Annotated in this window: 14 protein-coding genes; 9 read left to right on the top strand and 5 right to left on the bottom strand. The window is 48.6% G+C overall.

Translation table 11 applies throughout. The features are described from left to right. Both ACFW2W_RS00995 and ACFW2W_RS00990 read left to right on the top strand, forming a co-directional pair. The coding region (locus ACFW2W_RS00995; RefSeq protein WP_378172089.1) for a transposase at window positions 1-231 on the top strand (231 nt) is incomplete at its 5' end. A 105-nt stretch (window positions 232-336) separates the two neighbouring features. Beyond that, complete coding sequence (locus tag ACFW2W_RS00990) at window positions 337-2,232, top strand: DnaJ domain-containing protein (RefSeq protein WP_378172086.1); 1,896 nt, start codon at window positions 337-339, stop codon at window positions 2,230-2,232. 65 nt (window positions 2,233-2,297) lie between these two features. On the opposite strand, the gene ACFW2W_RS00985 is transcribed toward ACFW2W_RS00990, so the two are convergent. From ACFW2W_RS00985 to ACFW2W_RS00970, 4 genes are all read right to left on the bottom strand, one after another. After that, entirely contained in the window at window positions 2,298-3,125 is an 828-nt protein-coding gene (locus tag ACFW2W_RS00985) for a pentapeptide repeat-containing protein (RefSeq protein ID WP_378172083.1), read from the bottom strand. Between the two features lie 202 nt (window positions 3,126-3,327). After that, complete coding sequence (locus ACFW2W_RS00980) at window positions 3,328-3,957, bottom strand: heme-copper oxidase subunit III (RefSeq protein WP_378172080.1); 630 nt, start codon at window positions 3,955-3,957, stop codon at window positions 3,328-3,330. A gap of 85 nt (window positions 3,958-4,042) precedes the next feature. Further along, complete coding sequence (gene ctaD / locus ACFW2W_RS00975) at window positions 4,043-5,806, bottom strand: cytochrome c oxidase subunit I (RefSeq protein WP_378172077.1); 1,764 nt, start codon at window positions 5,804-5,806, stop codon at window positions 4,043-4,045. Between the two features lie 80 nt (window positions 5,807-5,886). Then, window positions 5,887-6,987 carry a cytochrome c oxidase subunit II gene (locus ACFW2W_RS00970; protein WP_378172074.1) on the bottom strand — a complete coding sequence of 367 codons (1,101 nt, stop codon included), beginning with the start codon at window positions 6,985-6,987 and terminating at the stop codon, window positions 5,887-5,889. Window positions 6,988-7,698: 711 nt separating this feature from the next. On the opposite strand from ACFW2W_RS00970, the gene ACFW2W_RS00965 reads away from it, so the two are divergent. The 4 genes from ACFW2W_RS00965 to ACFW2W_RS00950 all read left to right on the top strand — a co-directional run bounded on the left by ACFW2W_RS00965 (window position 7,699) and on the right by ACFW2W_RS00950 (window position 10,252). Further along, window positions 7,699-8,625: a heme A synthase gene (locus ACFW2W_RS00965; RefSeq protein ID WP_378172072.1), complete on the top strand. Its 927-nt coding sequence runs from the start codon at window positions 7,699-7,701 to the stop codon at window positions 8,623-8,625. 122 nt (window positions 8,626-8,747) lie between these two features. Further along, window positions 8,748-9,725, top strand: coding sequence for a heme o synthase (locus tag ACFW2W_RS00960; protein WP_378172110.1), 978 nt, complete (start codon window positions 8,748-8,750; stop codon window positions 9,723-9,725). A gap of 138 nt (window positions 9,726-9,863) precedes the next feature. Beyond that, entirely contained in the window at window positions 9,864-10,040 is a 177-nt protein-coding gene (locus ACFW2W_RS00955; protein ID WP_378172107.1) for a DUF6888 family protein, read from the top strand. After that, window positions 10,037-10,252 carry a DUF6887 family protein gene (locus tag ACFW2W_RS00950; RefSeq protein ID WP_378172069.1) on the top strand — a complete coding sequence of 72 codons (216 nt, stop codon included), beginning with the start codon at window positions 10,037-10,039 and terminating at the stop codon, window positions 10,250-10,252. Before ACFW2W_RS00955 ends, ACFW2W_RS00950 begins: the two co-directional genes overlap by 4 nt. Window positions 10,253-10,335: 83 nt before the next feature. Here the strand turns inward: ACFW2W_RS00950 and ACFW2W_RS00945 are convergent, their stop codons facing one another. Next, window positions 10,336-10,875 carry a Uma2 family endonuclease gene (locus tag ACFW2W_RS00945; protein WP_378172066.1) on the bottom strand — a complete coding sequence of 180 codons (540 nt, stop codon included), beginning with the start codon at window positions 10,873-10,875 and terminating at the stop codon, window positions 10,336-10,338. Between the two features lie 229 nt (window positions 10,876-11,104). Here ACFW2W_RS00945 and ACFW2W_RS00940 point away from each other — a divergent pair, with 229 nt between their 5' ends. The 3 genes from ACFW2W_RS00940 to ACFW2W_RS00930 all read left to right on the top strand — a co-directional run bounded on the left by ACFW2W_RS00940 (window position 11,105) and on the right by ACFW2W_RS00930 (window position 13,608). Then, the gene (locus tag ACFW2W_RS00940) at window positions 11,105-12,124 is read left to right on the top strand and encodes an ATP-binding cassette domain-containing protein (protein WP_378172064.1); all 1,020 of its coding nucleotides are present in this window, start codon (window positions 11,105-11,107) and stop codon (window positions 12,122-12,124) included. A 57-nt stretch (window positions 12,125-12,181) separates the two neighbouring features. Continuing rightward, window positions 12,182-13,078: an ABC transporter permease gene (locus ACFW2W_RS00935; protein ID WP_378172061.1), complete on the top strand. Its 897-nt coding sequence runs from the start codon at window positions 12,182-12,184 to the stop codon at window positions 13,076-13,078. A 146-nt stretch (window positions 13,079-13,224) separates the two neighbouring features. Beyond that, window positions 13,225-13,608, top strand: a complete 384-nt coding sequence (locus tag ACFW2W_RS00930; protein WP_378172058.1) for a hypothetical protein — start codon at window positions 13,225-13,227, stop codon at window positions 13,606-13,608. The last annotated feature ends 82 nt before the right edge of the window (window positions 13,609-13,690 follow it).

The raw sequence follows: 13,690 nt of genomic DNA, 5'->3' as shown, positions 1-13,690 counted from the left end.
TTGAAACTAGGTATATGGTTATCGAGAGCTAAAAAATATTTTCCAAATAGCCACAATACTATTATTCGTTGGTTTGATGAAATTATTGCTTACTTTGATAATAGGACAACTAGTGGTACTGTTGAGGATATAAATAACAAACTCAAGCTAATTAAACGCTCGGGTTATGGATTTAGAAACTTGGAAAACTTCCGGATTAGATGCTTATTAAATTGGCATTTTAATTGTTGATCTAGCATAACAGATACTGAAGAGCCAATACAATTTAAGCCTAGAATTGCTTGTGGTAGGTATATAAAGAAACTTCCAAATCCAAAATTATCCCAGAAAAAAGCTATGTCTCAAACCCATAAACAAGATGATGTTATCTCAGGTGCTGCCTTTGTTACCGGAGGCGCGGCGGCGGGTGCTGGAGTTTCCGCAGCAGTTGGTGGGATGGGCTTAGTCGGAGGATTCGGAGCAGTTGGAATTGGCATGGCACCCGTTACAGCAGCGGGCGCGGTTGCTGGTGTTGCTGCTTATGGAGCATTCAAAGCGATAGGAGAAGGAGATGCTTTCGCTTTAGGTTCGATGGGAATTGGTGCAGTAGGCGGCGCAGGTTTTTCCTCTGTTTTTGGCGGCATGGGATTAGCTTTCAAGGGAACAGCCGTTGGAATTGGGATGGGTTCCTTTGCAGCAACAGGTGCGGTTTTTGGACTGGGCGTTTATGGTTTATTAAAGCTGATTGACGAATCTGGAAGTGGGGAAAGTGCATATCAAGCTTTCGAGCGGATGGAAGAAAAAGTATTATGGCAAGAAGCTTATACTAATGCTCTTCTAGAGCTAGAATTGACAGCGCTAGATAACAAGTTATCGGGTGATGTTTTAGAGAAAAAATTTGCTGCTTTGGAAATTGAGGACGAGTTGAAGGCGCTAAAAGTAAAAATACCGACTAAAACTGTTTTTAATCTGAATTATTCTGCACCCTTTAAAAACGTTTCATCTCCAGTCTCTACATCTAACTCAAGTTTCAAGTCATCTGTAACTCCTAAAACTTCCACCCATCAAACACCGTTACCTCAACCGGAATTTGCTAAGCCTAAGATGGCAGCAGAATCGATGGCAATTGAGCCTCAGATACCTCAAGCTTGGAAATGCGTACATACCCTCAAAGGACACTCAGCCTCAGTCAATTCTATTGCCATCACCTCCGATGGTCAGACGATTGCTAGTGGGAGTGATGATAGAACCGTTACACTGTGGAACCTGAAGACTGGAAACCGGATTTTCAACTTCCTTGGGCAAGGACAGGAAGTTTCTTCAGTGGCAATTAGCCCAGATGGTCAGACGATTGCCAGTGGCAGTTTTGACCAAAAAATTACCGCCTGGAATTTGCGTAAAAAAGAATTTCTCCACACCTTCTTTTATTCAAACTCTTCTTACAGTCATTCGGGCTTTGTTTACTCGGTTGCCTTCAGCCCTAATGGAAAAATTATTGCTAGTGGAAGCGCTGATAAAACGATTAGGCTTTGGGGTGCCTATACAGGAAAACTAAGAAGCACGCTTAATGGACATTCTGACGCGGTTTTGTCTGTTGTTATTAGTCCTGATAGCCAAACTCTTGGCAGTGGAAGTGCTGATAAAACTATCAGGCTTTGGAATTTGAGCGGTGGACAACAGCCCCGCATCCTTATAGGACATTCAGGCTGGGTTACTTCTGTCGCCTTCAGCCCGGATGGAAAGACTCTAGCGAGTGGGAGTGGAGACGCGACAATTAAGTTGTGGAATTTCCAGACTGGAGAATTGCTTGGCACTCTTACAGGACACTCATCTGCGGTTGTTTCTATCGCTATCAACCCCGATGGCAAAACGCTCGCCAGTGGCAGCCGAGACGGCACCATCAAACTTTGGAACCTAAGCGCTGGAGAACTGCTGGATACTCTGTCTGGGTGTCATCCCGTTGCCTTCAGTTTCGATGGACAGACGCTGGTGAGTGGCGGTGAGAGGAACACGCTGAAAATTTGGCAAAAATGTGGCGCGAGTGAATCCATACTTGACGCCGTGCCATCTGGGGAATGGTGGGAAGTTTTGGGCGTGGTAAGGAACGCTGATGCTGACGATGTTAAGCGTGCTTACCGACGATTGGGAAGGCAGTATCACCCTGATGTTAATCCTTCTACCCATGCAAAAGCTCAAATGCAGGCGATTAATCAAGCTTATGCCAAGTTTGAGAAACAATTGAGCGATCGCTAACAGCATAACCCCTTTCAGAGATTCTCCCCACAAGTCCCCTCTAGCCTCTAACTATTTGACCTCACCTAGTCGTGAATGCTGCCATCGGGCATGATGGCTCCACTCAAATTGGCTTGGCTGAGATTGGCTCCACTCAAGTTGGCTCCACTCAAATTGGCTTGGCTGAGATTGGCTCCACTCAAGTTGGCTCCACTCAAATCTATCCAAACCATATCTGCCTTGCTCAAGTTAGTACCGCTCAAGTTAGCTCCACGCAGATTAACCCCAGGAAGGTTCGCTCTACTCAGGTCTATCCCTGCCAGCAATACATTCGGGGCAATCAACAACGCTCCTGCCAGTTTTGGGTCAAACTCTTCGGGAAACTTAGTTTGTTCGCTGTAGAGCGCTCTACGGAAGTTAGTCCCCACCAAGTTGGCCTCCCTTAAGTCAGCTTCATAGAGATGTGATGCGCTCAGATTAGCTCCACTCAGGTCAGCTCCACTCAGGTCAGCTCCGCGCAGGTCGGCTAAACTCAAGTTAGCTTCGCTCAAATCAGCTCCAATCAAGTTAGCTCCAATCAAGTCGGATAAACTCAAATTGGCTCTCGTCAAATCGGTGCCAATCAAGTCGGATAAACTCAGGTTGGCTGCAATTAAGAAGGTTCCAAGCATTTCAGCTCCACTCAAGTCGGCTCTACGCAAGTCTGCCTCACACAGGTCGGCTTCCTCCATGTGGGTTGCAGCTAGGGTGCATCGGCTCAGAATCGCTCGACTCAAGGTAGCTTTCTTTAAGTTGGCTCCACTGAAATCCGCCTGACTTAGATTTACCCCACTCAAGTCAGCTCCACTTAGGTCGGCTAGACAAAAATCTCTTTCGCCCTCTACATATTTCCTCAGTAGTTCATCTGCGTCCATCGATTCACACCCATTTGCGGAACAGTTGCATGATTTCCAATCGGGAAAGTCGCTTCCTGTCTAAGATTTTCAACCCAAAATCCCAAACCTCAAATCTAAAATTTTAAGACTCCTTCCCTCCTCCAATCAGTAGAGTAACTTTTCCTCATAAAAAAGCCCCCAATTGGGGGCAAGTTTGGTCAAAAAAAGCAAAAACAAAGATTCAAATCAGATAGAGGATGGTGAACAGAACAATCCACACAATATCGACGAAGTGCCAATAAATCTCTGCGGCTTCGACGCCAAAGTGGTGTTCGCTGCTGTAGTGACCTGGTTTGAAACTGCGCCACAAAACGGCAATCATCGCCCCCAGCCCCAAAAGAACGTGGAGACCGTGGAAACCAGTTAGAACATAGAACGTGCTGGCAAACAAGTTAGTGCTGAGGCCAAATTCTAAATGGGTATACTCGTAAATCTGACCCCCTAGGAAAATCGCTCCCATCAGGGCAGTTGCGGCAAACCAAGTCCTTAAGCCTGCCACATCGTTCTTTTTGATGGCAGTATCCGCATTGTGGATGACGAAACTGCTGGAAATCAGAATAATTGTGTTGATTCCGGGCAGTAATAGCTCTAACTTTGGCGTTCCTTCCGGGGGCCAACTCGGTGCCACGGCGCGAAAGGCTAGATAGGCGGTAAATAAGCCTACAAAGATCATGCCTTCCGCAATCAGAAACACAATCAGCCCCTGGATGCGGAAATCATGATGTTCTACGCCGTGGGCTTCCACGGTTGCTTCTGAGTTGTGGTGATAATTGAGGGCAGTCTTCGCTGGGTCAATGGTTGAACCTTGCATGAATCTCCTCTAGAAATTGGATAGGTAATGGGTAGTGGGGAATAGGTAATGGGTAGTCGTTTTTGCCCGATTACCTTTTTCCCGATTACCGATTGTGACTTTCTCCTTGGCGGTCATCTGGATGCGCCGCCACTGCGGGATCGGGATCGGCACGTAGAACCGAGTCAGGGCCAGCAGCCAAGACTGGATTTCGAGGCTCGTCAAGGGGCACCTCGACTTGAGTCCGGCGATCGCCCATGCCATAGTCATAAGGTCCTGTGGCTAACACTGGGTCTTTCTCAAAGTTTTCCGGTGGCGGGGGCGAGGTCGTCATCCACTCTAGGGTCAGTCCTTGCCAAGGGTTGTCAGGTGCCTTGGGACCCGCAATCCAACTCCAGCAGGCATTGACAATAAAAGGAATGGTGGACACGGCGAGTATGTATGCCCCAATAGTGCAAATTAAGTTGAGCGTAGTAAATTTCGGGTCATACTCAGCAATCCGCCGGTTCATGCCTTCTAGACCTAGCTTGTGCATCGGCAGGAAGGCCATATTGAAGCCAATCAACATCAAGACAAAGTGAATTTTGCCCCAAGTTTCGTTCAGCATCCGCCCCGTCATCTTGGGGAACCAGTGATAAAATCCGGCATAAATGCCGAATACACTGCCGCCAAAGAGGACGTAGTGCAGGTGAGCCACTACAAAGTAGGTGTCGTGAACGTGGATATCGAAGGGCACGGCTGCCACCATGACGCCACTGATGCCGCCGATGACAAACATGGAGATAAAGCCCATTGCGAACAGCATGGCGCTGTTTAGGCGCAGTTTGCCACCCCAAATGGTTGCCAACCAGCTAAAAACTTTGATCCCGGTAGGGACAGCAATCACCATTGTGGTGATCATGAAAAACATCCGCAACCAGGCAGGGGTGCCGCTGGTAAACATATGGTGCGCCCAGACGATTAGCCCCAAAAAGCTGATCGCCAGACTGGAATAAGCGATCGCCTTATAACCAAAAATCGGCTTGCGGGCGTGAACCGGCAAAATTTCTGAGATCATCCCGAAAAAGGGGAGGATCATGATGTAAACCGCCGGGTGAGAGTAAAACCAGAATAGGTGCTGATACACCACCGGATCTCCTCCGCCAGTCGGGTTAAAGAAGGACGTACCCACCAGCAGGTCAAAAGATAGTAGAATCAGTGCCCCTGCTAAGACTGGCGTAGCGATGAGAGCCAATGCAGAGGTAGCGAGCATTGCCCAGCAGAACAAGGGCATTTGATTCCACCCCATCCCCGGCGTCCGCATCTTCCAGATGGTGACGAGAAAATTTATCGCTGCCAAAATCGAGGAGGTTCCCAGGATCAGGACGCTGAGAATCCAAATCGCTTCACCGGGTTTGCCACTGACAAGGCTCAAGGGGGGATAAGAAGTCCAACCCGCACCGGGTGCCCCGACTAAGAAACTGCTCAACAGCAGCAACCCAGCGGGTGGGATCATCCAGAAGGCGATCGCATTCAGTCTGGGAAACGCCATATCCCTTGCCCCAATCAGCAAGGGCACCAGGTAGTTACCAAAGCCGCCGGTTCCCGCAGGCACGATCCACAAGAAGATCATCACCGTCGCGTGAACCGTAAATAAGCTGTTGTAAACATCTGGGGGGACAAAATCGGACGCTGGTGTTGCCAGTTCCGTGCGAACGGCTGTTGCCAGTACCCCACCGATCAAATAAAAGATAAACGTCGTGACCAGATATTGAATCCCAATCACTTTGTGGTCGGTACTAAAGCTAAAGTATTCTCGCCAATGCGTTACCTTCGGTTGTTTACCGTGAGCCGGTAGATTGGCTTGTTCTTGAAGCTCTACTTGTGTCATAAATCATTGAAGAATTGCTAATTGAAGAATTGAAGAATTGTCTTTTTTCCCATTAGCCATTAGCGATTAGCAGTCTTCCATTAATGGTGGTGGAGAGGGTGTAGAGTTTCGGCATCGATCCCCATTTCACTAGCGTAGGGAGCCAAAAACTCAGCATCGGAGCGTTCTGCGGGGTTTACTGCCACCGCCCGATCTAGAGCATCCGAACTAGCAACTTCTTGCTGTTCGGCAAGCCATTTCTGGAAATCTTCGAGTGTCTCAACAATTACCGTTGTCTTCATGGCTCCATGATAAGCACCACAGAGTTCCGCACAAATTACCGGATACTGACCGATTCTGCTGGGTGTAAGCCGCAGCTCAGTTTGTCGTCCTGGAATCGCATCCTGCTTGAGGCGAAACTCAGGCACCCAAAAAGCGTGTATGACATCATTTGCCGAGATGTTCAATTTCACTTCCCGTCCCACCGGAAGATGCAATTCGCCAGCTGTCACATCGGTTCCAGGGTAGTTAAAAAGCCAAGCAAACTGTAAACCCGTCACATTCACAAAAAATTCTGGGTCTTGACCTTGCTTGTCAGGTGTGGGACCAATGCGACCGGAAGTTGTTATGCCCATGTTGGATGAATCCCGCAGTTGGGGAAGCTCCTTGCGAACTTTTGCCGTAGCCTGGTCTTCCAGGACTTTTTCTTGCAGCTGCTGATTGCGATTTTCAGTGTCTGTGGCGTTTTCAGCCTCTGTCAAGGTAGCTGCGATCGCTGCTCCTGGCATTTTGGCAACCTGCTGATGATTATGACTCTGAACGTGGGCAACCGAATGCTCCATCGGATTCAGTCCGCCTATCTGACCATAAACCTCAAAACTGTAGATCGAGATTCCCAGGACGATCACTGCTGGAATCGCCGTCCACAGAATTTCTAAGGGAACGTTGCCATGCACGGGTGGCCCGTCCGTATCATCACCAGGACGACGCCGAAATCTAATCGCCGCAATGATGATTATTCCCTGAACCAGCAGGAACAGACCTGTGGAAATGGTCATCATCGCGTTAAACAGCGTGTCTATTAGGGGCGCTTCCTCAGAGGCTGCTATCGGCAAAAGACCGTGGTTTTGACCGTACCACAGGCTGACAAGGGTCAGCACAATGCCAACCAGTAAAGTTAATATCGAGCTTGGGATTTTCACGGGCTTTGTCTTGGATTTGGTGCAAAACTTCTGAATAAAACAGTGTGGGCTGATGCAAAAGACAGATTCGGTCTATCTAGACTGCCTCGAATTGAAGCTGCCTTTGTGTTCGATCTTAGAAAATCAGTTCCGCCTCATTAACCACGGTAAGGCAGAGATCCCATAAAGGTGAGCCTATCTGACTTATCTTTTGGTATTTTTTTGGGATCGCCGCCATTTACTCAGGAAAGTTACCAGCAGACAAAGCAATTGCTGCCAGGATTCAGCCTGGTAGGCGTCTCCCGCCATTTGGGGGATTCAGGATTTAGCAGCCCAAGGTTGCCTGTGGATTTTAGCGGATTTTTTTCTAAATACAACAGGACTCGCCGCACATCACCACATAGGAAGGGCAACCACAGGGGGATTGAACCCGAAAAAACGCTATATGCATAAGCTTTGCGTAAGTCCTATACCAGTGATTTTTTTGACAATTAACTACTTAATCTAGAAGAAATATAAAAATTTTAGAAGCCAATGTCACCTCATCGCCCGAATTCGCGTCAATTTCCGCCAAATCTCGGCAATTGGAAGAAATTCATAAAGCTGTGGCTGATGGTGCAACGGGATCATTAGAGTGGTAGCTAGAGTCGGTCATCTTCCCTAAGCAGATGCTAGGTTGGAATTGAGCGGATACTCTGGATTTGATTAAGAAAAATTAGCTTTTTGAACGCTATGACAGAATCCGTCCTTCATCAGGATGTTCGCACTCTGGAGGATTCCCACCCAAGGGACAAGATCCGTCGCTTGGTGTTTCGGCTGGGCGTAGCTACGCTGGTTTTGATGGCGATTGGGAGTGCCACAAGAGTGATGAATGCTGGGCTGGCGTGCCCGGATTGGCCTTTATGCTACGGTCAACTGGTGCCTTCTTCGCAGATGAATCTTCAGGTGTTTCTGGAGTGGTTTCACAGGTTGGACGCGGCGGCGATAGGCTTAGGGGCGATCGCGCTAGCTGTTCTTTCCTGGTGGCACCAGCGATCGCTCCCGAAATGGTTGCCTTGGGCGTCCACCTTCGCACTCTTTTTAGTGGTATTTCAGGGCGTCTTAGGGGGACTGACGGTAACGCAACTGCTGCGTTTTGATATTGTCACCGCTCACCTGGGAACAGCACTGTTGTTTTTCATCACCCTACTGACAATCGGCGCGGCACTCTTGCCTTATCAAGGCACGGGCACGGTGGGAAAATTGCCTTGGGTGAGCTTAACGGCTGCCATTTTGGTCTATCTACAAAGCCTCCTGGGTGGATTAGTGGGTTCTCGCTGGGCGCTACATCAGTGCTTTGGGGCGCAAGAATTGTGTACGGTGATGAATAGCCACATTGCGGGTGTTGTTCCACCAACTTTAGCGATCGCCGCCGTCGTGCTTTTGGCATGGCGCACACCCGCACTGCACCCGCTGCTGCGCCGTCTGGCTAATCTAGGTGGTGGTTTACTGATGTTACAAGTGATTCTTGGTGTGGCGACCTTCCGTTTACACCTCCAAGTAGAACCCTTGACCGTGGCTCACCAGGCAGTCGGAGCCGCCTTACTCGGATCGCTGGTTGCTTTTAGTGTTTTAGCGTTGCGCGATCGCGCTAGTGTCATTCCAAACCCCTCCGTATAGCTCTTCATCGCTCCGCATCCCTCAGGGTGGGACTCCACAAACAAAGCCTGCGCTCGTTTACCCTTGAGCGATCGCGTTGCGGCAGGCTAAGTAACTTAGGAAAAAAATAAATAATGCAGGAAATGATAGTTGGAACCGATGTCTCCCGCAGACACCAAAACTTCCTAGAGGTCATTCAAAGTTACTACCAGCTGACAAAGCCCCGAATTATCCCCCTGCTGCTGATCACAACGGCGGCGAGTATGTGGATGGCATCAGATGGACAGGTAGACCCGCTGTTGTTATTGGTGACGATGGCAGGCGGAACTCTCGCTGCTGCATCTGCTCAAACCCTTAACTGCATCTACGATCGCGATATCGATTATGCAATGGAGCGCACCCGCCACCGCCCGATTCCTTCCGGTCGGGTGCAGTCCCGCGATGCGCTAATTTTTGCAATTGTCCTGGCAAGTCTTTCTTTCACCTTGCTGAGTGTCTTCGCCAACCTGCTGTGCGCTCTCTTAGCAATATCAGGCGTTGTCTTCTACATGGGCATCTACACCCACTTGCTAAAACGCCACACCACGCAAAACATCGTGATTGGCGGTGCAGCAGGGGCGATTCCGGCGCTAGTCGGTTGGGCAGCTGTTACCGGCACCTTAAGCTGGGCAGCTTGGCTGCTTTTTGCCATTGTGTTTGTGTGGACGCCTCCCCATTTTTGGGCGTTAGCTTTAATGATTCGAGATGACTACGCCAAAGTCGGCATTCCGATGCTGCCAGTTGTTGAAGGTGAAGTTGTCACGACTCGGCAAATTTGGCTTTACACCTTGATTATGGTACCGATGACGTTGTTGCTGGTTTATCCTTTGGGGGCGTCTGGTATCGTTTATGGCATTTTTGCCTCAATCCTTGGGAGTATCTTTATTAAGAAAGCATGGCAGCTGTTGCAGTCACCTGGAGATAAACAGGTCGCGCGATCGCTTTTTAAATACTCCATCCTCTACATGATGCTGCTCTGCACCGGCATTGTCGTCGATAGTTTGCCAGTGACGCATCAATTCACCGCATTTGTTGGCGAACAGCTACAGACATTAATCAGCGCGATCGCAATTTTGCAATGATCCGGCGATTAGAAATCGCGTCTACACAAAACCCGCACAGGCGGGTTTTTTTGCGTTAAAAGCGATCGCGTTTTAGCAAGGAACTCTCAAGAGGCACTCAGGGCTAAACTAGGAAACATAAAGTAACGAAGGGTGTGAATTATTCCTACATCAGCACAGCTATTGACTTGCTTCATCCTGAGTTATTGGGCAACAAAGATGTATTTGCCTATTTATATAGTTCGCATAGATGAACCCACAGGAGGAGTATTCTTTCTAGCTGGAGAAGAGACAGCAATCCTGATTAATCGCAATGGACTTTGGAAACTTTTATGACGAAACCAAATTTTGAGGAAATGAGTCGCAAAGAACTACTAACCTACATACGAAAAAATCGAGACGACGATGAAGCCTTCCGGATTTACATGGATAGGGTGACGGCTGAACCTACTACAGAATGGTATCCGGCTCCCCAGTCAATTGACGATCTTAAACATTTTCCTGAGTTGCTAGAAAAACATCGCGTCCGACGAGAAGAGGGTTTGTAGGAGTAAAGTTTGAGAGCGATCGCCTTTCCATCAACAATTCGCGCGATCGCATACATTGAACCTGACAGTAGCAGGATTGCGCCTCAAGCCAACAACTCATCCACCGCTACATTAAATCCCGGCAATACCGTTTGAGTGCTGATTACCTCACCCGTTGTCAACATCAACGCTTGAGTTTGGGTAATCACAATTATCCATCGACTTTCAGGAAATACCAGCCAAACTTCCAAACAACCTGAATCCAAATACTCGCGTGCTTTGAGAAATATATCCTCACCCAAATCAGTGGGTGAAACGATTTCTGCAACCAGCGGGAAACTCTGCGGCAGAGTCTCAAATTCGCCATACTGCTCTAACAGTTCAGGAGTGATATAAGCTACATCTGGACGCCGTCCCTGTTTGTTGGTGCGACAAGGGACATCTGTGTAAGCTTCTCCCCCTTGACCACTTGAGATCATGTAATCTCTCCAGTCACTGCCCAGTCTCAGCTGAATTTTACTATGCTTGAGCGTCACTCCATTTTTCTCCACAAGTTCCCCATCCACCCACTCCATTTTTTCGGGGGGATTTCGCATAAAGTCTTCTAGAGAGAAATTTGCTGGGACAACAGCAGCAGTCACCATAGGTATTCACTCTCCTTTGCAGTATTAATCGGCGGTCTGGGTCTGAGCCAATGCTAGCGCGATCGCTTGCTCCGTATGCTTGTCTGGCGCTGTTCGTCCTGGGATGTCACGGTACGGACTTTTCGCCTTTCAAGTAGAGAATTCCAGTACGTTAGGAGTATAAATCCTGATGAGGGATTGAAATACAATAGAAACAAAGAGTGTTTAGATTTGTTAATTTGGGACATCTATGGCTCCCGCTGTTTTAATCGAAAAGCTTCAGAAACGCTACGGCTCAGTAGAGGCCGTTAAAAATGTTTCCTTTCAGGTAGAACCGGGTGAAATTTTTGGTCTATTAGGACCGAATGGTGCCGGGAAAACGACAACCCTGCGGGTCTTGTGTACCCTGACAGCACCTGATGCTGGCAAAATTGAGGTTTCTGGCATCTCCGTTGTGGATAACCCTAGGGGGGCACGGCAACGCTTGGGCTATGTGGCTCAGGAGGTAGCCTTAGATAAGGTGCTGACGGGGCGAGAACTCTTGCAACTGCAATCCGCCCTGTATCACCTCCCCGGTGCTGTGGCGAAACAGAGAATTGAGGCGGTGTTGAGCATCTTGGGATTGCAAGAATACGCCGATAAAAAAACTGGCACCTACTCTGGCGGTTTACGCAAGCGCCTCGACTTAGCCGCTGGGTTGCTGCATCAGCCAGATGTCTTAGTTCTGGATGAACCAACTGTGGGACTGGATATTGAAAGCCGTGTAGTCGTGTGGGATTTCTTGCGCCAGTTGCGAGCCTCCGGGACAACGGTGCTGATGACCAGCCACTATTTAGAAGAAATTGATGCTTTAGCCGACCGGGTGGCGATTATCGACCGAGGGGTGGTGATTGCCTCTGGGACGCCTTCTGAGTTGAAGGATCGGGTGGGAGGCGATCGCATCACCCTTCGTATCCGCGAATTTTCTCCCGTTGAGGAAGCAGAGAAAGCAAAAAATCTGCTGCAATCTCTACCCTTTGTCCAAGAAGTAATTATCAATAGCGCTCAGGGGAATTCTCTCAATTTAGTCGTGACGCCCCAAAGCGAGGCGCTGATGACGATACAGCAATCTCTACAAGCAGCTAATTTACCGATTTTTGGCATTGCCCAAGCTAGACCTAGCTTAGATGATGTTTACCTCGCCGCTACGGGTAGAACCCTTATGGATGCAGAACTTGCAGCAGCGGGTAGCCGCGATCCGAAGGCAGAGAAAAAGCAGAATATGCGGTAGAGCGAGCTTTTACACCACCAAGCGACCAACATCCAACATCCAACATCCAAAATTGATATGAGCAGTACGATAACGCCTCCTAAACCTGACATCCGGTTGCAGCCAGAGGCATCTGGTAAATCTAATGCCGGTGCTGCATCCAGCCTCGTCAGCGACTTTATTCAAGAAACTCTGGCTTTAACGAAGCGCTTATTCATTCAATTGCAACGGCGTCCCTCGACTCTCGTGGCGGGAATTATCCAGCCTTTGATGTGGTTGGTTCTATTCGGGGCGCTGTTTCAAAATGCTCCTCAAGGCATTTTTGGCAATAACTTGAGCTACGGACAATTTCTCGGTGCCGGGGTGATTGTTTTTACCGCGTTTGCTGGGGCACTGAATGCTGGATTGCCGGTGATGTTTGACCGGGAATTTGGCTTTCTCAACCGCTTATTAGTCGCTCCTTTGGCATCCCGATTTTCGATTGTTGCTGCTTCTGCTATCTATATTGTGACGCTGAGCTTAATCCAAGCCGCAGTCATTGTTGCCGCTAGCGCTTTTTTGGGAGCCGGTTTACCCAATCTTTTGGGCTTAGGCGCGATCGCGTTGATTGTTCTGTTGCTGGTTCTAGGTGTCACCGCTTTGAGTTTGGGTTTGGCTTTTGCTTTACCCGGTCACGTCGAGCTGATTGCTGTAATTTTTGTTACTAACCTGCCTTTACTGTTTGCCAGCACAGCCCTCGCCCCTTTATCCTTCATGCCCAATTGGTTGCAAGTTGTCGCAACTCTCAACCCCCTCAGCTATGCGATTGAGCCAATTCGTTATCTGTATCTCCACAGTGATTGGGCACTCAGTAGCGTCGTCATGCAAGCGCCTTGGGGTGCTGTAACTTTTGGCACTGCGATATTGGTGCTTCTCGGTTTTGATGCAGTAATATTATTAGCAATTCAACCACTGCTGCGTCGCCGGTTTGCTTAAGAATCGTGTTGAGTGATGAGTACTAAGTCCCGATCGAGTTCTGAGTTATAAAGTTGAACATAGATAGAGATAAATTTCTTTGTCTTTATTCAAAACTCAAAATTCAAAACTCAAAACTTTCTTAGCGTGTTTCGCCCCAAATTGCCATGAATAAAAAAACTAAACTGGTTCTCGGTGTCCTGGCTGGCATGGGATTCGCCTCCTGCTTGCTGCCTCAATTAACTCTGGCTCAAGCAACCCTGTCGCAACCAGGGGAGGTCAATCCCGCAGACACTTTCCAAGAGCAAAATACAGACCCATTTTCTCGGACGAATAATGGAGGTGCTTCCGGTGTCTTTGACTTGATGCATCGAGCCACCCTGGGCAACATTCGCAGTATGGAGGAGTTTAATACCGACCAGAAGAAAAATCTGAATACTGCCGCCGAGCAGTTCCGGCGTCAACAACTACAACTTCTTGGCACTCCAAATCAGGCATCACCTGTCAACCCGACAAACTCAGTTACACCCGCCTCTTCGACGCCAAATTAGTCAGTATTCAAATAGTCCTGTGGTTGAGAAGCCCGGTTTCTTAACGAAATCGGGCTTCTCGTATTAGTCGCAGATACTAAAG

The sequence above is a fragment of the Coleofasciculus sp. H7-2 genome (assembly GCF_042747725.1).
GTDB lineage: Bacteria > Cyanobacteriota > Cyanobacteriia > Cyanobacteriales > FACHB-T130 > FACHB-T130.
This window is presented reverse-complemented; position numbering and strand designations above follow the sequence as displayed.

Bases quoted from the DNA above. Each gene is read 5' to 3' on its own strand.
- ACFW2W_RS00990 (WP_378172086.1), top strand. From the start codon at position 337: ATGTCTCAAACCCATAAACAAGATGATGTTATCTCAGGTGCTGCCTTT.
- ACFW2W_RS00985 (WP_378172083.1), bottom strand. From the start codon at position 3,125: ATGGACGCAGATGAACTACTGAGGAAATATGTAGAGGGCGAAAGAGAT.
- ACFW2W_RS00980 (WP_378172080.1), bottom strand. From the start codon at position 3,957: ATGCAAGGTTCAACCATTGACCCAGCGAAGACTGCCCTCAATTATCAC.
- ctaD (WP_378172077.1), bottom strand. From the start codon at position 5,806: ATGACACAAGTAGAGCTTCAAGAACAAGCCAATCTACCGGCTCACGGT.
- ACFW2W_RS00965 (WP_378172072.1), top strand. From the start codon at position 7,699: ATGACAGAATCCGTCCTTCATCAGGATGTTCGCACTCTGGAGGATTCC.
- ACFW2W_RS00960 (WP_378172110.1), top strand. From the start codon at position 8,748: ATGATAGTTGGAACCGATGTCTCCCGCAGACACCAAAACTTCCTAGAG.
- ACFW2W_RS00950 (WP_378172069.1), top strand. From the start codon at position 10,037: ATGACGAAACCAAATTTTGAGGAAATGAGTCGCAAAGAACTACTAACC.
- ACFW2W_RS00945 (WP_378172066.1), bottom strand. From the start codon at position 10,875: ATGGTGACTGCTGCTGTTGTCCCAGCAAATTTCTCTCTAGAAGACTTT.
- ACFW2W_RS00940 (WP_378172064.1), top strand. From the start codon at position 11,105: ATGGCTCCCGCTGTTTTAATCGAAAAGCTTCAGAAACGCTACGGCTCA.
- ACFW2W_RS00935 (WP_378172061.1), top strand. From the start codon at position 12,182: ATGAGCAGTACGATAACGCCTCCTAAACCTGACATCCGGTTGCAGCCA.
- ACFW2W_RS00930 (WP_378172058.1), top strand. From the start codon at position 13,225: ATGAATAAAAAAACTAAACTGGTTCTCGGTGTCCTGGCTGGCATGGGA.